At 71.3% G+C, this 19,241-nt stretch carries 21 protein-coding genes; 13 read left to right on the forward strand and 8 right to left on the reverse strand.

The genetic code is table 11. From position 1 onward, the window contains the following. Nucleotides 1-179: 179 nt before the first annotated feature. From AB0I42_RS29145 to AB0I42_RS29185, 9 genes are all read left to right on the forward strand, one after another. Nucleotides 180-833 (forward strand): DUF4178 domain-containing protein, encoded by a 654-nt coding sequence (locus AB0I42_RS29145; protein ID WP_357542332.1) that lies wholly within the window; start codon nucleotides 180-182, stop codon nucleotides 831-833. A gap of 3 nt (nucleotides 834-836) precedes the next feature. After that, nucleotides 837-1,328, forward strand: a complete 492-nt coding sequence (locus AB0I42_RS29150) for a DUF2617 family protein (RefSeq protein ID WP_357542178.1) — start codon at nucleotides 837-839, stop codon at nucleotides 1,326-1,328. Then, entirely contained in the window at nucleotides 1,325-1,750 is a 426-nt protein-coding gene (locus tag AB0I42_RS29155; protein ID WP_357542180.1) for a DUF4247 domain-containing protein, read from the forward strand. The genes AB0I42_RS29150 and AB0I42_RS29155 overlap by 4 nt, the downstream gene beginning before the upstream one ends. 38 nt (nucleotides 1,751-1,788) lie before the next feature. Further along, on the forward strand, nucleotides 1,789-2,214 hold the full coding sequence (locus tag AB0I42_RS29160) for a DUF350 domain-containing protein (RefSeq protein WP_357542182.1): 426 nt from the start codon (nucleotides 1,789-1,791) through the stop codon (nucleotides 2,212-2,214). Nucleotides 2,215-2,362: 148 nt separating this feature from the next. After that, nucleotides 2,363-3,910 carry a polyamine aminopropyltransferase gene (locus AB0I42_RS29165; RefSeq protein ID WP_357542334.1) on the forward strand — a complete coding sequence of 516 codons (1,548 nt, stop codon included), beginning with the start codon at nucleotides 2,363-2,365 and terminating at the stop codon, nucleotides 3,908-3,910. A gap of 142 nt (nucleotides 3,911-4,052) precedes the next feature. Continuing rightward, nucleotides 4,053-4,760, forward strand: coding sequence for a hypothetical protein (locus AB0I42_RS29170; RefSeq protein ID WP_357542184.1), 708 nt, complete (start codon nucleotides 4,053-4,055; stop codon nucleotides 4,758-4,760). A gap of 105 nt (nucleotides 4,761-4,865) precedes the next feature. Beyond that, entirely contained in the window at nucleotides 4,866-5,675 is an 810-nt protein-coding gene (locus tag AB0I42_RS29175) for an SDR family oxidoreductase (protein ID WP_357542186.1), read from the forward strand. Nucleotides 5,676-5,802: 127 nt separating this feature from the next. Further along, entirely contained in the window at nucleotides 5,803-6,342 is a 540-nt protein-coding gene (gene pyrE, locus AB0I42_RS29180; protein ID WP_357542188.1) for an orotate phosphoribosyltransferase, read from the forward strand. A gap of 57 nt (nucleotides 6,343-6,399) precedes the next feature. Beyond that, entirely contained in the window at nucleotides 6,400-6,777 is a 378-nt protein-coding gene (locus tag AB0I42_RS29185) for a metalloregulator ArsR/SmtB family transcription factor (protein WP_212824755.1), read from the forward strand. Nucleotides 6,778-7,038: 261 nt separating this feature from the next. Here the strand turns inward: AB0I42_RS29185 and AB0I42_RS29190 are convergent, their stop codons facing one another. The 7 genes from AB0I42_RS29190 to AB0I42_RS29220 all read right to left on the reverse strand — a co-directional run bounded on the left by AB0I42_RS29190 (nucleotide 7,039) and on the right by AB0I42_RS29220 (nucleotide 15,152). Then, on the reverse strand, nucleotides 7,039-7,806 hold the full coding sequence (locus AB0I42_RS29190; protein WP_357542336.1) for a VTT domain-containing protein: 768 nt from the start codon (nucleotides 7,804-7,806) through the stop codon (nucleotides 7,039-7,041). 73 nt (nucleotides 7,807-7,879) lie between these two features. Further along, nucleotides 7,880-10,429: a polynucleotide kinase-phosphatase gene (locus AB0I42_RS29195; RefSeq protein ID WP_357542191.1), complete on the reverse strand. Its 2,550-nt coding sequence runs from the start codon at nucleotides 10,427-10,429 to the stop codon at nucleotides 7,880-7,882. 70 nt (nucleotides 10,430-10,499) lie between these two features. Beyond that, nucleotides 10,500-11,954, reverse strand: a complete 1,455-nt coding sequence (locus AB0I42_RS29200; RefSeq protein ID WP_357542193.1) for a 3' terminal RNA ribose 2'-O-methyltransferase Hen1 — start codon at nucleotides 11,952-11,954, stop codon at nucleotides 10,500-10,502. Between the two features lie 58 nt (nucleotides 11,955-12,012). Further along, entirely contained in the window at nucleotides 12,013-12,591 is a 579-nt protein-coding gene (locus AB0I42_RS29205; protein ID WP_357542195.1) for a YdeI/OmpD-associated family protein, read from the reverse strand. A 63-nt stretch (nucleotides 12,592-12,654) separates the two neighbouring features. Beyond that, nucleotides 12,655-13,455 (reverse strand): intradiol ring-cleavage dioxygenase, encoded by an 801-nt coding sequence (locus tag AB0I42_RS29210; protein WP_357542197.1) that lies wholly within the window; start codon nucleotides 13,453-13,455, stop codon nucleotides 12,655-12,657. A gap of 433 nt (nucleotides 13,456-13,888) precedes the next feature. Beyond that, the gene (locus tag AB0I42_RS29215; RefSeq protein ID WP_357542199.1) at nucleotides 13,889-14,737 is read right to left on the reverse strand and encodes a type IV toxin-antitoxin system AbiEi family antitoxin domain-containing protein; all 849 of its coding nucleotides are present in this window, start codon (nucleotides 14,735-14,737) and stop codon (nucleotides 13,889-13,891) included. A gap of 205 nt (nucleotides 14,738-14,942) precedes the next feature. Further along, entirely contained in the window at nucleotides 14,943-15,152 is a 210-nt protein-coding gene (locus tag AB0I42_RS29220) for a hypothetical protein (RefSeq protein WP_357542201.1), read from the reverse strand. Between the two features lie 129 nt (nucleotides 15,153-15,281). On the opposite strand from AB0I42_RS29220, the gene AB0I42_RS29225 reads away from it, so the two are divergent. The 3 genes from AB0I42_RS29225 to AB0I42_RS29235 all read left to right on the forward strand — a co-directional run bounded on the left by AB0I42_RS29225 (nucleotide 15,282) and on the right by AB0I42_RS29235 (nucleotide 17,491). After that, a complete protein-coding gene (locus AB0I42_RS29225; protein WP_357542203.1) occupies nucleotides 15,282-15,671 on the forward strand; it encodes a phage holin family protein in 390 nt (129 codons plus the stop codon). Nucleotides 15,672-15,801: 130 nt separating this feature from the next. Next, the gene (gene fbaA, locus AB0I42_RS29230) at nucleotides 15,802-16,827 is read left to right on the forward strand and encodes a class II fructose-bisphosphate aldolase (protein ID WP_357542205.1); all 1,026 of its coding nucleotides are present in this window, start codon (nucleotides 15,802-15,804) and stop codon (nucleotides 16,825-16,827) included. A 145-nt stretch (nucleotides 16,828-16,972) separates the two neighbouring features. Next, nucleotides 16,973-17,491, forward strand: coding sequence for a hypothetical protein (locus tag AB0I42_RS29235; RefSeq protein WP_357542207.1), 519 nt, complete (start codon nucleotides 16,973-16,975; stop codon nucleotides 17,489-17,491). Nucleotides 17,492-17,523: 32 nt separating this feature from the next. On the opposite strand, the gene AB0I42_RS29240 is transcribed toward AB0I42_RS29235, so the two are convergent. Continuing rightward, nucleotides 17,524-18,714 (reverse strand): hypothetical protein, encoded by a 1,191-nt coding sequence (locus AB0I42_RS29240; RefSeq protein WP_357542209.1) that lies wholly within the window; start codon nucleotides 18,712-18,714, stop codon nucleotides 17,524-17,526. 83 nt (nucleotides 18,715-18,797) lie between these two features. Between AB0I42_RS29240 and AB0I42_RS29245 the strand changes: the two genes are divergently transcribed. After that, nucleotides 18,798-19,226 (forward strand): DUF3151 domain-containing protein, encoded by a 429-nt coding sequence (locus tag AB0I42_RS29245; RefSeq protein ID WP_357542211.1) that lies wholly within the window; start codon nucleotides 18,798-18,800, stop codon nucleotides 19,224-19,226. Nucleotides 19,227-19,241 lie beyond the last annotated feature (15 nt).

The raw sequence follows: 19,241 nt of genomic DNA on the forward strand, positions 1-19,241 counted from the left end.
CCGCCCGCCCGCCGGGGGGGGCAGCCCCCCGCCCGCCGCCGCCGGCCCGGCGCCCCCGCCCCGGCCCCCCCCCCCCCCGACGTTTCCCGGGCCCTCATGGATCACCGCCAGCGTGCGGCACCTGCGGACACTTGTTACCGTCGTTGCCCACCACTGGGTGGCCTAAGGAGGCGGGTGTGTTGAACGGGTCGACGGCGTGGCTCGTGGCGGGACTCGGCTGCCTGCTCGGCGTCGCCGGCGTCGTCGTCGCCCTGTGGGCCGTGCAGTCCGCCAAACGGAAGGCCGCCCCACCGCCCGGTCCGGTCCGCGGCACCGACCCGTTCCGGTCCCACGACGACGACGCCGACGCGCTACGCGGCGACCCGCGCCGCCTCAGGCCCGGCGACATCGTCGAGATCCGCGGCACGTCGTACGGGGTCCGAGGCTCGCTGCGCTTCGACGAGGGCGGCTGGAGCTGGACCGAGCACCTGATCGACGACGCCAGCGGGGCCAAGTTGTGGCTCTCCGTCGAGGAGGACCCCGACCTCGAACTCGTGCTGTGGACCGTGGTGCCGTCCGCGACCGTCACCCCGGGCCTGCCGACCATCGACTTCGAGGGCCGGCGCTACGTGTCCGACGAGTCCGGGCTGGCCCGCTACACCGCCACCGGCACGACCGGGCTCCAGCCGACCGGCGGCGTCCGCTACCACGACTACACCTCCCCCGACGGGGCCCTGCTGTCGTTCGAGTCGTACGGCGACAGCATGAAGTGGGAGGTTTCCCGGGGCGAGAAGCTGCACCGCGCCGAGGTGCTGGTCTATCCACAGGCCGGACCGCCCACGAAGGCCGGGTGAACCGTGCTGGTCACCCTCGCCACCCCATACGCCGACACCACCGCCACCGACCTGAGCTTCGCCCTCGGCCTGCCCGAGCAGCCCGCCCTGCACGTGCTCGACCTCGCCCATCTCGGCCTGCGGCTGCGCCTGCTCGGCGCCTCGCACCAGGTGGTCGTCGACACCCCGGCCGGCCCGCTGACCGAGACGGTGGCCTGCCTGCCCGGCCGCGCTCCGGCGCTGCCCGCGGCGGTGGCCGACGAGGCGGCCGGCTATTCGTTCACCTCCCGCGTGCACCGGCTCGACCGGGCCGGGATGTCGGAGCGGATCGGGCTGCTGCGCGGGCGGCTCGCCGACGACCCGTACGCGCTGGTCGGGGTGTTTCCGGGCGGCGCCGACGCGGTCACCGCCCTGCACGCCTTCTCCGCCGGGCCGACGCTCGGCTGGCACACGTGGCACGCGTACCCGCAGAGCGGTGAGCTGGTGGAGACCGAGACGGTGGTGACGGTGCGGTGAACAGGCGTGGCTGGCTCGTGGTCGGGGTGTCGATGGCGCTGGTCGGCGCGCTGGTGGCCGGGGCCGCGATCGTCTTCGGCACGTTCTCCGCCCGTGCCTGGGTCGAGGACCGCTACTCCCGCTCGGTGGCCGACGACATCGGCCGGGACGCGACCGCCTACCGGTCCGACCAGAGCCCCGCCCGGGTCGCCGACGAGATCACCGGCTCCTGGAACCCCGACGACCGCTACGTCGACGACAGCGGCGTCTACCTGCGCTACGACGACGACTCGGTGGTGATCCTGCCGCTGGCCGCCGGGTCGCTGATCCTGCTGGAACGGATGTCGACCGCCCATCCGCGTTACCACAGCACGGTCGGCACCGCGTGGGTCTGGGGACGCGACACGAACGTCCGGGGTGGCGGCCCCGGCGCCGGCAAGTAAGCCCCTCCGTCCACCGCCTGCCCCCGGGAGCCGCAGAGATGTTGGAAGACCTGTTCACCGACCTGCTGGTCGTACTCGCCTACGGCGGGGTCGGTGTCGTGCTGATGGCGATCGGCTACGTCCTCGTCGACGTCGCCACGCCGGGCCGGCTGCGGGACCTCATCTGGACCGAGCGCAACCGCAACGCCGCCCTGCTGCTGGCGTCCAATCTGGCCGCCGTCGGCATCATCGTCATCGCCGCGATCACGGCCAGCGCCGACGACCCCGTCGACGGCCTGATCAGCGCCGGGGCGTACGGCCTGCTCGGCCTGGTCATCATGGCGGTGTCGTTCCTGCTGCTGGACGCGGTCACCCCGGGCAAGCTCGGCGAGCTGCTGGTCGACGTGCAGCCGCACCCGGCCGTCTGGGTCAACGCGGTCGTGCACCTGGTCACCGGCGGCGTGATCGCGGCGGCGATCCTGTGACACCGGCGGCGTCGCCGCCCATCGCGCGGTGAGCGCGTCGGCGGACCCCGCCGCCACGACCGGCGCGGACCAGGCCGGTACGGACACCGACACCGACACCGGCGCGGACCGGACGGACCAGGCCGGTAGGGACGGTGGTGCGGTCGGCGTGGCCGGGCACCGGTGGCGGCTCGCCCGCGCCGCCGTGCTGGCGGCCGTCTTCGTCTGCGCCGCCTGCGGCCTGGTCTACGAGCTGGCGCTGGTGGCGCTCGGCAGCTACCTGATCGGTGACACGGTCGGGCAGGCGTCCATCGTCCTGGGCGTCATGGTCTTCGCGATGGGGGTCGGGGCACTCGCCGCCAAACCGCTGCAGTCCCGCGCCGCCGCCGCCTTCGCCGCCGTCGAACTGCTGCTCGCCCTGCTCGGCGGGTTGTCGGTGCTGCTGCTCTACGCCGCCTTCGCCTGGCTGGACCTCTATGGACCCGCGCTCGTCGCGACCGCGTTCGTACTCGGCCTGCTGATCGGTGCCGAGATCCCGCTGCTGATGGTTCTCCTGCAACGCATCCGGGAGCAGTCGGCCGGCAGCGCGGTCGCCGACCTGTTCGCCGCCGACTACGTCGGCGCGCTGCTCGGCGGGCTGGCCTTTCCGTTCCTGCTGATCCCGGTCTTCGGCCAGTTGCGGGGTGCGCTGGTCGTCGGGGCGGTCAACGCGGTCGCCGGCCTCGCCCTGGTCTTCACCGTCTTCCGGCGCGACCTGGGGCCCCGGGCCAAGGCGGGGCTGACCGCCGGGGCCGTCGCGGTCACCCTCTGTCTCGGGTACGCCTACGTCGTCGCCGAGGACTTCGAGGTGACCGCCCGCCAGCAGCTCTACCGGGACCCGGTGGTGCACGCCGAGCGCAGCCGCTACCAGGAGATCGTGCTGACCCGGTCGGTGGCCCGTGGCGGCCAGCCCGACCTGCGCCTGTTCCTCAACGGCGACCTGCAGTTCAGCTCGCTCGACGAATACCGCTACCACGAGGCGCTGGTGCATCCGGCGCTCGCCGGCGCGCGCGGTTCGGTGCTGGTGCTGGGGGCCGGCGACGGGCTCGCCGTACGCGAGGTGCTGCGCTATCCCGACGTGTCGGCGGTGACCGTGGTCGAGCTGGACCCGGCGGTGGTGGCGCTGGCCCGTGCCGAGCCCGCGTTGCGGGCGCTGAACGGCGACGCGTTCGCCGACCCCCGGGTACGCCTGCTGCACACCGACGCCTTCGGCTGGCTGCGTACGGCGGCGGATCGGTTCGACGCGGTGATCGTCGATCTGCCCGACCCGGACGAGACGGCGACCGCGAAGCTGTACTCCGTCGAGTTCTACGCGCTGGTGCGGCAGGTGCTCGCCCCGGGTGCCCGCATCGTGGTGCAGGCCGGATCGCCGTACTTCGCGCCGCGGTCGTACTGGTGCATCGAGGCGTCGATCCGGGCGGCCGGCCTCGCTGTGACGCCGTACCACGTGGACGTGCCGTCGTTCGGCGACTGGGGTTTCCTGCTCGCCGCGCCCGGCCCGGTGGCGCCGCCACTGGAGTTGCCGGCGGGGGCACCGCCGCTGCGGTTCCTCGACGCCAACACGCTGGCGCTGGCCGCGAACTTCCCGCCGGACCGGGCCCGGCTCGACGTACCGGCCTCGACGCTGTTGCAACCGAGGGTCCTGGAGTACGCCCGGGCGGAGTGGCGCGGCTACTGACCGCTTTCCGGAGCTGGGCGGCTGGTTGTTTTACGACTTTTGTCGACCAGGCGATTCTTCCGTCGCACGACGCGCGCGGGTTTGGTGAAACAACGGTGCAGGGTACCGCTACGGTGGTTTCTGGATCTAGGAAGGGAGAAACGTGTCGATTCCGACGAATCCCGGCCAGCCGGGCCCAGCCGCGCGCCCGAGCACGGTCACCATCTCCGGATATCTGCTCTACGCGGTGGCCGCCATTCTGGCGATCACCGGGCTTCTGTCGCTGGTCACGATCGGTCCGATCAGCGACGTATACAGCGAGTCGTACGCCGGTACGGAACTCGAGGGCACGGAGAGCTTCGTCGTGGTCGGCGTCATCGCCACCCTCGTCGTCAACATCCTGCTCGCCATCGGGCTCGCCGTCCTCGCCGTCCTCAACCTCAAAGGCAAGAACGTCGCCCGGATCATCACCTGGGTGGTCGGTGGCCTCGGTGTCTGCTGCCTCGGCTTCGGCCTGATCGGTTCGTCCGCCACCAGCAGTTTCGGGGCGCCGACGACCGGTGACCTGCCGGATCCCGCCGAGATCCAGGAACGGACGATGGAGGCCCTGCCGGGCTGGTACAACCCGGTGTCCATGACGCTGAGCGTCATCGCCCTGCTGGCCCTGCTCGCGGCCCTGATCCTGCTGGCCCTTCCGGCCTCCAACGAGTACTTCCGCCGGGCCGGCCACGGCGGCGGCGAACCGCCGCTGCCCGGGGGGTCCTACCCCGGCTACCCGCAGTCGCCGGGCGCCGAGCCGGGCTATCCGCAGGCGCCCGGGTCGGATCCCGGCTACCCGCCCGCGCCCGGGAGCAACCCGCCGCCCCGCTGACCCGACGACCACCCGCGATCCCCGTTCGGCTCAGCCGTTCGGGGATCGCGTGTTTGCGACCCCGGCCGGCCCGAACCCGACCCGAGCCCAGTGAGGACAGGAACGATGGCAGCACCCAGGGAGCACCGTCGCACCGCACTGATCACCGGCGCCACCGCCGGGATCGGAGCGGCCTTCGCCGAACGCCTCGCCGCCGACGGCTACGACCTCGTGCTGGTCGCCCGGGACGGGCAGCGTCTGGCGGTGTCCGCCGCCGACCTGTCCGACCGGCACCGGATACGCGCCACCGCGCTGCCGGCCGACCTGTCCACCGACGACGGCTGCGCGCTCGTGGAGGACCGGCTGCGGTCCGTCGACGAGCCGGTCGACCTGCTCGTCAACAACGCCGGGATCAGCCTGCACAAGCCGTTCCTGCGGTCCAGCGTCGCCGAGGAGACCCGCCTGCTGCGGCTGAACGTGCACGCGGTCATGCGGCTGACGCTCGCCGCCGTGGCCGGCATGACCGAACGGCGGCACGGGGCAGTGATAAATGTCTCTTCGGTCGCTGGGTTCGGTCCGGTCATGCCGGGATCGACGTACTCGGCCAGCAAGGCGTGGGTGACCAATTTCAGCGAGTCGATAGCCATGTCGGTGCGCCGGTTCAACGTACGGGTGATGGCGCTGTGCCCCGGATACACCCGTACCGAGTTCCACGACCGGGCCGGCATAGACATGTCGGGGCTGCCCGGTTGGCTCTGGTTGCGGGCCGAGAACGTGGTCGACGCCGCGCTGCGGGATCTCGGCCGGGGGCGTCTGGTGAGCGTGCCGGACTGGCGCTACAAGAGCGCTACGTTCGCGCTGCGTCACGCCCCGCGTGGACTGATCAACTCAGTGACGCGCGACACTCGCGGTCGGATTGGCCGCGCGGAGCGATGATCGCAACCGTCCAGAGTCACCAGCCAGCCGACTGGCCCACCTGCAGACTCATCTAACGAGTCAATCTTTGCCCCGGTGCCCGGGCCGACAGTTTGCTTCACAGAGTTGAGCAGTACCCTTGTGCGCCATGGGGGACCACGACGACCTGCGTAAATTCATCACTGAACTTGCCGTGGTGCACGGACGGGTGGTGCTGTCATCGGGGCGTGAAGCGGATTGGTACGTCGATCTGCGACGAGTCACGTTGCACCACGCGGCGGCCCCCCTGGTGGGTAGTGTGCTGCTAGACCTCACTGCGGACTGGCAGTTCGATGCGGTTGGCGGTCTGACGTTGGGTGCGGACCCGGTGGCTCTTTCGATGCTGCACGCCGCTTCGGCGAGGCAGCGGCGACTCGACGCCTTCGTGGTGCGCAAGACCGGCAAGGCACACGGATTGCAACGCCGGGTCGAAGGACCCGACGTGAAAGGCCGTCGGGTGCTGGCGGTTGAAGACACCTCGACCACGGGTAGCAGTGTGCTGACCGCGGTCGAGGCTCTGCAAGAGGCCGGGGCAGAGGTGGTCGGCGTGGCAGTGATCGTCGATCGCGGTGCGGGCGAAGCGGTGCGGGCCGCTGGTCTGCCGTACCGAGCGGCCTATTCGTTGGCTGACCTTGGCCTTGTGGCCTAAAAGTTTGCCGATTCGGACCGGCCGATATGCAGGCAGGTCAATGCTCTTGGTGGAAGGATGGATTACGTGGGAACTGCGTTGGCTGAAATGACAATGCCTCAGATCTCGCCGCTGGCCGGCGAGCCGATCGAACGTGCCGACGCCGAGCGACTCGCGGGAGTCCTCAAGGCGCTCGCCGATCCTGCCCGACTGCGGCTGCTCAGCCTCATTCAGTCGGCGCCGGAGGGCGAAGCCTGCGTCTGCGACCTGACCGCACCGCTCGGCCTCTCGCAGCCGACCGTGAGCCACCACTTGCGCATCCTCACCGAAGCCGGCTTGCTGGAGCGGGAGAAGCGCGGTGTGTGGGCTTACTACCGGCTGGTGCCGACCGCGATCGCTACGATCGCGGACCTGCTGACTCCGCCGCGTAAGCGGGCCACCAAGAAGGCTCGCTGAATCAGACAGTGGTCCTCGTCTGGCGTCCCTCCGCAGTGAGGTGACGCCAGACGGTTCCGCCGGCCGGTGACTTCCCGCAAGTCACCGGTTTTGCCCGGCTGCGCACAGACCCCGCCACCCTGGCGGACGCCGTGCGAGGCCGGGCTGACGTGTCCCTGGCCCCGGTCGCCGCCTGATGAACTGCTTCGGCACCGGTGGGCCAAACACGGCTGCGGGCGAGGAATCCCCCCGCCCGCAGCCGTTTTGTGTCGGTAGCCGTGTTCAGTCGCGCTCGTATCGCTCGCGCGCCGTCTCCTGGGCGGCGTGGGCGATCGCGTCCCGCTCCGCCTCGGCCAGCGCCGCCTGGTCCGCCGGCTTCGGCTGCCGGCGTCCCGCCAGCCACGCCCGGCCGAACTCGATGATGATCGGCAGCACCGACAGGAAGACGATCAGGATCAGGATGAACTCGATGTTGGCCTTCACGAACGGGATCTGGCCGAGGAAGTAGCCGAGCACCGTCACGCCGGTGCCCCACAGGATGCCGCCGACGATGTTGTAGATGACGAACGTGCGGTAGTTCATCTTGCTGACGCCGGCCACGATCGGCGTGAACGTCCGGACGATCGGCACGAAGCGGGCCAGCACGATCGAGCGGGGACCGTACTTCTCGAAGAACTCGTGCGCCTTCAGCAGGTTCTCCTGCTTGAACAGCCGCGAGTTCGGACGCCGGAACAGCGCCGGCCCCACCTTGCGGCCGAACATGTAGCCGACCTGGTCACCGGCGATCGCCGAGAGCGTGATCAGCAGACACACCAGCCACAGCGGGTACGGCAGGTACTGCCCGTCCGCCACCAGCAGACCGGTGGTGAACAGCAGCGAGTCTCCCGGCAGGAAGAAGCCGATCAGCAGGCCGGACTCGGCGAAGACGATGACCAGGATGCCGATCAGCCCGAACGTCTGGATCAACCACTCCGGGTCAAGCCATTCCGGGCCGAGGGCGAGTGGCGTGGTTGGCGGCACGAGAGAGTCCTCCGAGTCTTGCCATCCGATTGGCCCGGCCCTTCCCGGGCGGGCGGCGACGACAGCAGTCTAGGCGTGCTGCCTGAGAGTCGGGTGGCTACCGTCACAGCCGGGGGTCCACCGGCTCCGACTCGCAGGCCAGGATCGCGAACACCAATTCGTGCCGGCGCCACAGCGGCGCCGCCTCGGCCAGGCGGTCCAGAGCCGCCAGCCCCAGCCCGTGCTCGCGTAGCGCCAGCCCGCGCTTACGGCCCAGCGACCGCTGCCGCAACGCGGCCAACCGCTCCGGTGCCGTGTACTCCGGGCCATAGATGATCCGCAGATAGTCGCGCCCCCGGCACTTCAGCCCCGGCTGCAACAGCCGCCCCCTGCCGTCCAGTGCGGCCGGCTCGGCGTACGGCTTGACGACCATGCCCTCGCCACCGGCGGCGGTCAGCTCCGACCACCAGTCGGTCGCCGCCGTGACCTGCGCGTCGTCGGCCAGGTCGACGACCGTACGCCGGGTCGGCGTGAACGTCTGCGGATCGGCGGCACACAGCCGGTCGGCCAGCGCCAGATGCCAGCCGTGGTCCCGGTCGGTGTACGCCGTACCCGCCCCGGCCAGCACCGCGAACGGCGCCAGCGTCACCCCGGTCAGCCCGTCCGTCGGCCGGACGTACGCCCGGTAGGCGTCGGTGTAACGGGCCAGGTCGGCGGCCCGGCCGATGGTCCGCTCCCGCAACTCGTCGACGGCGAGCCCGCGCGCCGCCGCCCCGGCGAGCACGTCCAGTACGGCCGGCAGCGCCGCCCGTCCGGCCGCACCGACGCTGGCGTACTGCTCGCGGATCAGGCCGGTCGCCTTCGCCGACCACGGCAGCAGTTCGCAGTCCAGCAGCAGCCAGTCGGTGGCCAGTTCGTCCCACAGCCCGGCCGACGTCACCGCCGCCCGGACCCGGGCCAGCAGCGCCTCGTTCAGTGCCGGGTCGGCAAAGAACGGCCGGCCGGTACGGGTGTAGACGACTCCGCCGCCCTCGCCGAAGCCGGCGCTCACCCCGCCCCCGTCTTCTCGGACGACGAGTACGACGCACCGCGACCCCATGTGCTTCTCCTCGCACACCACCCGGTCGACACCGGCCGCCCGGTAGTCGCCGAACGCCTGCGCCGGATGCTCCAGGAAACCGTCGACCGTCGAGGTCGACGACGGTGCCATCGTCGGCGGCAGCCACGGCAGCCAGCGCGGGTCGACCGCGAACCGGCTCATCACCTCCAACGCGGCGGCGGCGTTCTCCGCCGCGATCGTCGTGGTGCCGTATCCGTAGTCGTGGTGCCGTCGCCCGGCCACGTCGGCGAGGTCGAGCACGCCCGGGTCGCGTACCGGCTCGACCGGAACCAGCGGGCGGATCGGCGGATAGTGTTCCCGCTCCGCCGACACCGAGACCAGGTCCCGCTCCGGATAGCGCAGCGCCGTCAACTGGCCGCCGAAGACACAACCGGTGTCGACACAGATGGTGTTGTTGACCCACTCGGGTGTCGGGGTCGGGGTGTGGCCGTACACGACCGTCGCCGACCCCCGGTAGTCACGCGCCCACGGATAGCGCACCGGTGCGCCGTACTCGTCGGTCTCGCCGGTCGTCTCGCCCCACAGCGCGAACGCCCGCACCCGGCCGGAAGCCCGCCCGTGGTATTCCTCCTTGAGCCCGGCGTGCGCGACCACCAGCCTGCCGCCGTCGAGCACGTAGTGGCTGACCAGGCCCTCGATGAACTCCTTCGCCTCGGCGACGAACGCGGGGTCCTCGGCGTCGAGCTGCTCCAGCGTCTCGGCCAGCCCGTGCGTCACCCGTACCTGCTGGCCGCGCAGCTTGCGACGCAGCTTCTCCTCGTGGTTGCCCGGTACGCAGATCGCGTTGCCGGCCGCGACCATGCCCATCACCAGGCGCAGCACCCCGGGCGAGTCCGGGCCGCGGTCGACCAGGTCGCCGACGAAGACCGCGGTACGCCCCGCCGGGTGGGTCGCGTCGACCGGCCGCCCCTGCCCGTCGCGGCGCAGCACCCAGCCCAGCTTCTCCAGCAGCGCCTCCAGTTCGGCCCGGCAGCCGTGCACGTCACCGACGATGTCGAACGGACCGGTCACCTCGCGACGGTCGTTGTAGAGCCGCTCGTACCGGACCCGCGCGGCCTCGACCTCGTCGACGCCGCGCAGCACGTGCACCTTGCGGAACCCCTCCCGGCCCAGCTGGCCGAGCGAGCGCTTCAGGTCCCGCTGCATCCGGCTGAGCACGTGCCGGCCGAAGTCACGTTCCGGCCGGTCACGCGTACGCTCCCAGCACACCTGCTCCGGCACGTCGAGCACGATCGCCACCGGCAGCACGTCGTGTTCGCGGGCCACCTTCACCAGCCCGGCCCGGGCGTGCGGCTGGAGGTTCGTCGCGTCGACCACGGTGAGCCGGCCGGCCCGCAGCCGCTTGCCGGCCACGTAGTGCAGCACGTCGAACGCGTCCGACGAGGCGGACTGGTCGTTCTCGTCGTCGGCGACCATCGCCCGGAACGTGTCCGACGACAGCACCTGGGTCGCCGCGAAGTGCCGCCGGGCGAACGTCGACTTGCCGGACCCGGACAACCCGACGAGCGCCACCAGCGCCAGCTCGGGGATCTCCAGCTCGTTGCGCTCGCTCACGTCGTCACCTCGCTTCGCTCGGCGCCACCATGTTCTTGGCTGAGCCCGATGGTTCGCTCGCTGCGCTCGCTCACTGGGCCTGTCCTTCCGTCGGTCGGGTGGTCTCGGCCCGGGTGAACAGGGCGAGCTGGGTCGGGGTGCCGACCTGCGGATCGTCGTCGCCGACGCCGGAGAACGCGACCGTGTAGCCGTACCGGTCGGCGACCTCGGTCGCCCACCGGGTGAACTCGGCCCGGGTCCACTCGAACCGGTGGTCGGGATGCCGCGTCGCGCCCGGCGCCAGCCCCTCGTAGCGCACGTTGTATTCGACGTTCGGAGTCGTCACCACCACCGTCCCCGGCCGGGCGTGGCCGAAGACCGCGTCCGCCAGCGCCGGCAGCCGCGGCGGGTCGACGTGCTCGATGACCTCCATCAGTACGGCCGCGTCGAACCCCCGCAACCGGTCGTCCCGGTACGTCAACGCCGACTGCCACAGCTTGATCCGGCCACGCTGCCGATCCGGCAGCCGGTCGAGCCGCAGCCGCCGCTCGACCACCTCCAGCAGCCGGGCCGACACGTCGACGCCGACGATCTCGGTGAACCGGCGGTCCCGGGCCAGGTCGCCGAGCAGCGCGCCGCCGCCGCAGCCGAGATCGAGCACCCGGGTGGCGCCGACCTCGGCCAGCGCCGCCAGCACCGCGGCCCGGCGCCGCACCGCCAGCGGCCGGCGGACCGTCTCGTCGGCGTCCGGTTCCACCGTGTCCGGGTCCGGTGCGTCCTCGACCAGCCGCTGCTCGGCCAGCCGGGCCAGCGCCTGCCCGGCCAGCGCGCGGCGGTGTGCCAGGTAGCGCCGGGTGATCAACCCGTGCTCCGGGTGGTCGGCGAGCCAGCCGGTGCCGGCCCGCAACAGCTTGTCGATCTCGTCGGGAGCCACCCAGTAGTGCTTGGCGTCGTCGAGCACCGGCAGCAGCACGTACAGGTGGTTGAGGGCGTCGGACAGCCGTACGGTGCCGGCCAGGGTCAGGTCGACGTAGCGGCTGTCGCCCCACTGCGGATACCGCTCGTCGAGCGGGATCGCGGTCGCGGTGACCGTCCAGCCCAACGGGGCGAACAGCCGGCCGGCCAGTTCCGCCCCGCCCCGGCAACGCAGCACCGGCACCCGTACCTCCAGCGGGATCGCGGTCGCCGCCAACTCCGGGCGGTCCTTCGAACTGCCCCGCAGCGCCGACCGGAACACCTTGGCCAGGGCGGCGGCGAGCAGGCTCGACGCGGCGTAGGACCGGTCGTTGACATACCGGCCGAGGGTGAAGTCGTCCGGCATCGCCCCCGGCTGACCCTTGCCGCCCCTGCCCTTCGCACCCGACAGCCGCAGCGGATCGACGTCGAGCAGCAGCGCGGCCGTGCAGCGCTGCGGCGTCGCCTCCGGAAACAGCACGTGCGCGGTGCCGGTCGGCATCTCGAACGAATGTGCCCGGTCGGGATGCTTGACCAGCAGATAGCCCAGATCTGTCGCCGGCTGGTGGGTGGTGGACACGGTGATCAGCACACCGGCGATGATGGCAGCCGGAGGCCCTGCCCGGCGCCCCGGTTTTTCGGTGCCGGGTCTACTGCGGGTACGGCGTCTCCCCGCGCGCCAGCATCCCGACCAGGTTGGCGATCCGGCGTTGCCTGGTCGCGTCGGTCGCGGCGGTGGTGACCCGGTGCAGGACCGCGTACCGGTTCTGGCCGTTCAGCGTCGCGAACTTCGCCGCGGCGGCCGGGCTGTCGTCCAGTGCCTTCGCCAGATCCGGCGGCATCTCGATACCGGCCGGCCCCTGGTAGGCCCGCTCCCACCGGCCGTCCGCCCTGGCCCGCTCGACCTCGGCGACCCCGCGCGGCCGTATCCGCTGTTCGGCGGTCAGCCGGGCCACGTTCTGCACGTTGCGGGCCGACCACAGGCTGCGTTGGCGGCGGGGCGTGAAGCGTTGCCGGTAGGTGCGCTCGTCGACCCGCTTGGCCTGCCCGTCGATCCAGCCGCTGCACAGGGCCTCGTCGAGTGCCTGCGCGTAGCTCAGCGATGTGGGATCGGTGACACCTTTGCGGGCCAGCAGCAGCCAGACACCGTCGGAACTGTCCTCGTTGGCGTCGAGCCAGGCCCGCCACGCCGCGACGTCGGGGACGACCAGGACATCAGGATCGGTCATCCCGCCACTATCGTCCGCCGGGCGGTCCGGGTCTTGTACTTTCCCGACGTGTCCGCGGCCGTCTCACCGGTCGACCCCGATGGTGATCAACCCCAGGTAGCCGTCGCCGTCCCTCGACAACGTCAGCATCGGTGGCGGGTCACCACCGGAGCGCATCACCCCGTCCCGCTCGTTGGTGGTGTCTCGTCCGGCGTGCGACGAGTACGGCTCCGTCGCGTACACCTGCGCGCTGACCGCCTCGTCGAAGTAGAACTGGGTGGTCAGGGTCGTGCTGGTGTCCAGGTGCACCTTGGTGTGGATGTGCACCGTCCGGCCCCGGTACCAGCCCGGATAGACCGTCACGAACTCCACGATGCCGTCCGCGTTGGTGACCTGCGCGCCACGCAGGTAGATCTCGTCGTCGGTGCGGCCGGTGCCACCACGGCCGGGCGGACCGCCGCTGCCGGTCGACGCCGACTCGAAGCCGGAGTAGAGCCCGCCCGCGTCGCAGTGCCAGATGTCGACCGCCGCGTTCGGTACGGGCGCACAGTCACCGACCTCCCGCACGCGTACGGCCAGCCGCAACCGCATCCCCGGCCGGTCCTCGCGGATGTCGCTGCGGATCACCTTCGGATCGAAGTAGTACGGCCCCTCGGTCTGCTCCGGTGTCACGACACAACTCGCCGCGTCGTCGAAGAGGTCCGCCAGGGCCGGGTCGGCGCCCGTCTGCGGCTGGACCGTGGCGGTCGTGCCGGCGCTGGTGGTCACTTCCGCGCTCGTGGTCGGGCCGGCGGTCCGGCCGCCACCGCAGGCGGTGAGCAGCGTGCCCAGCCCGACGGTGCCGATGCCGGCGAGCGCCCGCCGACGGTCGATCCGGTACGTCATGAGAATGCTCCTCGTCTCGTCCTACCTCCTGCCCGAGAAGCCTCCGCCCGACTCCTGTGCCACCCCTGTGCCCCTCCTGTACGCCCGCTCTCCACCACCCGCGTTCCTCCGCCCCGCCCGCGCCGCCCCGCCCCGTCCCGCCCGCCACGCCCCGTCGCGTTGATCAAGGAGAAGTTGCTTCGCGAAAGGGGTATCTCGGGCACGGTTGGTCCTCGATCGCGTCTGGTGGCATGAGTTCTCCTTGATCAACGCGACGGAGGCGCGGCAGGACGGAACGGGACTGGGCGGGCGGGGGCGGGGGAGCGTGAGGCGAGGCAGGCCGGGGCGGGCGGGGAGCGCGAAGCGGGGCCGGGCCGGCATGCTGGCCACGTCGACAGTCGGGAGCGATTCGCGGCTTCCAGCTCAGGTGGACCGCGTCAACAGCGCCCCGGTGCTATCCGGCGAGTGCGGCTCGCATCGTGGCCACGACCTGTGCGGGCTGCCGGTAGATGTCGACGTCGGTGAAGTAGCGCATGCTCCAGCCGTGCTCGGCCAGCCAGTTGTGCCGCCGCCGGTCCAGCCGCATCCGTTCCCGGTCGGTGTGCGACCGCCCGTCGTATTCGGCTCCGACCCGCTGGCGCCGATAGCCGAGGTCGAGCCGGAACCGTGGATCGTCCCAGGCGTCGAAGACCCACAGTTGCGGTTCGGGTGCCGGGAGGCCGCCGTCGAGAAGAATCATCCGGAGTTGGCTCTCCTGCCGGCACTCCGGGCGTGGATCACCGAGCGGTACGACCTCACGGGCCTGCCGTACGCCGCGCAGACCGTCGTGCCGCGTCACCTCGGTGGCGAGGGCGGACGGGGTGCTGGCCTGCGCCCGTAACGCGGCGTCGACCACGGCGAGTGCGTCGATCCGGGAACAGGTCCGGGCCAGGTCGACGACCACTCGTTCGGGTGCCGCGCAGGGCAGTCCGGCCAGCTCGACCGGGATCAGGGGCAACACGGCCTGGTGGCCGACGACGCCGTTGATCTGGGGGATCGGACGACCGGTCGGGCTGACGACGTGGATCCGGTCGGTCGGCACGACACCGAAGCCGTACAACCGGGCGGCGGTGTGGAACCCGAAGACGGTGTCGGGTGGCAGCACCTGCCGAACCGCGTGCAGGCGGTCGGTGAAGGACGGCGGGCCGCCGGACACGTATGTCCCCCGCGAGATCCGGTGCAGGGCGCCGGCGCGTACCCGGTCCTGGATCTGGTTCGGGCTGAGGCCGCGCGCGAGCAGATCGGCGTACCGCCAGGTCGTCATGCCCGAGAGCGTGGCGATCGCCGGACCCGGCCCGCCACCCCGTACCCAGAACCTGTGGACAACGGGGTGCCCTGTGGATAACCGGCGGTCCGCCGCCGCCGGGCACGCCCACCCTGCCCTACGCGTTGATCGAGGAGTAATCGTGGGTCTTTCGTCCGTTCCTGCCCACGACTAGTCCTTGATCAACGGGAAACCCCCAAGGGGGCTAGCGGTAGTCCTCGTCGAGGTTGACTATGCGGGACTGTTCGGCCGCGTCCCATTCGGTGACTTCCAGGCCGCGGTGCATCTCGGGTTCGTCCTCGGCCGGATCGGCGACGGTCGCCTGCTCGACGGCGTCGGCCTGCGGCGTTTCCGGGTCGCGCTCGTCGGGAGCAAGGTGGTCGCCGGGTGCGAAGTCCTCGTCTGGCCTGGTCATCGCCGCCTCCTCGCGGTTCGCGGTGCTGAACTCACCGTACGGGTTGACATCCGTGCCCGCCGGGCGCCGTCGCTAAACGAGTCATCCATTTCCGTGTCACGACTGGTCCTGCGGTGACACGATGGGACCGTGGGGATTCTGATCCGATTGGTGGTCAACGCCGTCGCGCTGTGGGTGACCACACTCGTGGTGCCAGGGATCGACGTGACCGGCGGGTCGGCCGGCCGTAACGTGCTGACACTGTTGGCGGTCGCGTTGATCTTCGGCATCGTCAACGCGGTGATCAAGCCGATCGTCAAGGTGGTCGGCTGCATCTTCTACATCCTGACCCTCGGTCTGATCGCCCTTGTCGTCAACGCCCTGTTGTTCCTGCTGACCGACTGGCTCGCCAGCGCGCTCAACCTTCCGTTCCACGTGGACGGCTTCTGGCCGGCGTTCTGGGGCGCGATCGTGATGGCCATCGTCGGCTGGGCGATCAGCCTCGCGGTGCCCGACCGGTGGGAGGGCACCAGGGCCTGAGGTGGCCGGGGCCGATTCTCGGCCCGCGAAGCAACTACGGGATACTGCCGGCGGAGGACAGCGCGGTCCGGCGCACACACCCAGGACACTGCGGCCCGTGGCCGTGAGCGGTCAGTAAGGAGCATTTGTCATGCCCATCGCTTCCCCCGAGGTCTACGCCGAGATGCTCGACCGCGCCAAGGCCGGCGCGTTCGCCTACCCCGCGATCAACGTGACGTCCTCGCAGACCCTCAACGCGGCCCTGCGCGGCTTCGCCGACGCGGGCAGCGACGGCATCATCCAGGTGTCGACCGGTGGCGCCGAATACCTGTCCGGCCCGACCGTGAAGGACATGGTCACCGGCTCGGTGGCGTTCGCGGCGTACGCGCACGAGGTGGCGAAGAAGTACTCGGTGAACATCGCGCTGCACACCGACCACTGCCCGAAGAACAAGCTCGACGGGTTCGTCCGCCCGCTGCTCGCCATCTCGAAGGAGCGGGTCGCCAAGGGCGGCGAGCCGCTGTTCCAGTCGCACATGTGGGACGGCTCGGCGGTGCTGCTGGAGGAGAACCTCCAGATCGCCGAGGAACTGCTCGCCGAGGCCGCCGCCGCCAAGATCGTGCTGGAGATCGAGGTCGGCGTCGTCGGGGGCGAGGAGGACGGCGTCGTCGGCGCCATCGACAACAAGCTCTACACCACGGTCAGTGACGGCATGGCGATGGTCGACCGGCTCGGGCTGGGCGAGAAGGGCCGCTACATGGCGGCCCTGACGTTCGGCAACGTGCACGGCGTCTACAAGCCCGGCAACGTCAAGCTCCGCCCGGAGATCCTCAAGGAGATCCAGGACGCGGTCGGCGCCAAGTACGGCAAGGAGAAGCCGCTCAGCCTGGTCTTCCACGGCGGATCCGGCTCGCTGCTGTCGGAGATCCGCGAGGCGCTCGACTACGGCGTGGTCAAGATGAACATCGACACCGACACCCAGTACGCCTTCACCCGCCCGGTCGCGGACCACATGTACCGCAACTACGACGGCGTGCTCAAGGTGGACGGCGAGGTCGGCAACAAGAAGATGTACGACCCCCGGGTCTGGGGCAAGGAGGCCGAGGCCGGCCTGGCGCAGCGGGTCGTCGAGGCGTGCGAGCACCTGCGTTCGACGGGCACCTCGCTGAGCAAGTGATCTTCCAGCGTCACCGGACGGGCGTCACGAATTCGTGGCGCCCGTCGCCATATCCGCCGTCACCCCGGGTTACCGCCTAGAATTGTCCGATTCGGAGGTTGGCGTACGCCCCACGCCGGCCTGCCCCGGACGGTGGAGGTCGGTCGTGCTCGGCATCGAGGGCTACGAGCCGCAGTGGACCCACAGTGCCCGTACCCTCGCCGCCGCCCACCGGGCCCGGTTCAGCCGGCTCGTCGGGCGGCCGCTCGTCGGGGCGTGGCTGATGTGGGACGTCGACCAGCGGACCTGGTTCGCCGGCGGACCGGTGATCCTCGGCTTCGGCGACGTCAACGTCGAGGTGACCCACCGCAAGTTCGACGAGTGCGCGATCACCTGGAACCAGATCGACATGTCGATGCCGCTCGACTGGCCCGGCGTCACCCTGGACTGGCGGGCCGACGGACACGAGGCGCTGCGCGGTGCCCGGGGCCGCCGGCTGCTGGCGGTGAACGTGATCGAACGGATCATGCCGTCGCCCTGGCGGCCCCGGGTGCTGCACGCCGTCGAGTTCCTCTTCGACGGCGCCCGGCTGGCCGTCCACAACGCACTCGACGAGAACGGACTGACCGACTCGCCCGAGGTGGCCCTGCCGATCGGCTTCTGGCGCCGGGTCTCGGTCGCCTGAAGCGGACCGCGGGCACCGGGGCGACCCGCCGGTCAGGCTGTCAGCAGCCGTACGACGTCGTCGACATCGTCGGCCAGGTGGACGGTCTTGGACAGGTCGCCGTCGGGTGACAGCGCCAGCAGCGGTCGCAGCAACGCCTCGACCGGCAGGGTCTCGGTCCAGAACGCCCGGTCGAGGAAGACGTACGGCCCGCTGTCGCCGTCGGTGCGGTAGAAGGTCTTCGTCGCCGCCTGGAAGACCTCCTGCACGGTGCCGGCCCGCCCGGCGGCGAAGACGATCCCGCCCCGGGCCAGCCGCAGGATGGTGTCCTCGCGGATGGCGTTGGAGAAGTACTTCGCGATCTGGCCGGCGAACAGGTTGGCCGGCTCGTGACCGTAGAGCCAGGTCGGGATGGCGAGCCCGCCGCACCGGGCCCAGTCGTCCGGATCGGCCGGCCCGAACCGTTCACGTACGTCGAGTGCCGCGGCCGTGTACGGGTCGTGGTCGTGGAAGTCCGGTGCGCCGGCCAGCAGGTCGATCGCGGTGGTCAGTTCGTCGGCCGTCCGGGTGGCGAGGTAGGCGCCCAGGTTCGCCGCCTCCATCACCCCCGGGCCGCCACCGGTGACGACCAGCCGGTCGGCGCGGGCCAGCCGCCAGCCGATCGCGGCGGCGAGCCGGTACGTCGCCGTACCCCGGGGCACCGCGTGCCCACCCATCACCCCGACCACCGAGGCCGGGCCGTGGGTCGCCAGCCAGGCGTCGGTCACGTGGGCGAGGGCGTTGTCGATGGCGTGGTCGTGCAGCCGCTGGGCCAGCGCCTCACGGATCTCCGGCAGCGCCCCGCCGTGCGCCCGGAAGTGCTCGTAGACGGCGGTGTCGTACATGCCGGCGAACCCGGCGGCGCCGAAGCCGGCGGCCAGGTCCGGCGGGGTGTAGAGCCGGGACGGGTGGATCGCGTACGGCAGGGCCCGGAACGGCGGGACCACGTGGGCGCCGCGCAGCACCACCTCCGCCTCGACGGCGCGGGACGCGAAGCGGCACCCGATGAACAGGGTGTCGGTCAGGTCGACCGTGGCCAGGTCGGGGACCGGCTCCTCGTCGAGCCGCAGCCCCTGGACGGTCAGGCCGGCGAGGCTGCCGGCCCGCAGGTGCAGGTCGAGTTCGGCCCGCGACTCGATCTCGTCGGGCGAGTTGTCGTGGGGGAGCAGGACGTCGATCGGCGGTGGGGTGGACACGCCCGTCATCCTGCCCGGTGCCGGCAACCGGGGACGGACGCGTACCCCGCCCCTGGATCGGCCCGGTCCGGTGCGGCGGGTTGAATGGGTTCATGCAGAACCTTTTGCCCGAGCCGCCGCCGACCCTGCTGCCCGCCGACGACGACGCCGAGGCGGCGCTCGCCGCCGCCGAGAAGGAGGAGACCGACGAGGCGTACGCCTCGGTCGCCGCACGTTTCCCGACCCACAGCGGGGCCTGGGCCGCGCTCGGCGCCCGGGCGTTCGACGCCGACCAGGTCGTCGCGGCGTACGCCTACGCCCGTACCGGCTACCACCGGGGCCTCGACCAATTGCGCCGCAGCGGCTGGAAGGGCCACGGCCCCGTGCCGTGGTCGCACTCGCCCAACCGCGGCTTCCTGCGCAGCCTGCACGTGCTGTCGAAGGCCGCCGGCCAGATCGGCGAATCCGACGAGGCGGCCCGGTGCGCCCAGTTCCTGCGCGACTGCGACCCGGCGGCCGGCGACGCGCTCGCGAGTTCCTGAGCCGCCGCCAGCCCG

The organism is Polymorphospora sp. NPDC050346, from assembly GCF_040655695.1.
Classification (GTDB): Bacteria; Actinomycetota; Actinomycetes; order Mycobacteriales; family Micromonosporaceae; genus Polymorphospora; species Polymorphospora lycopeni.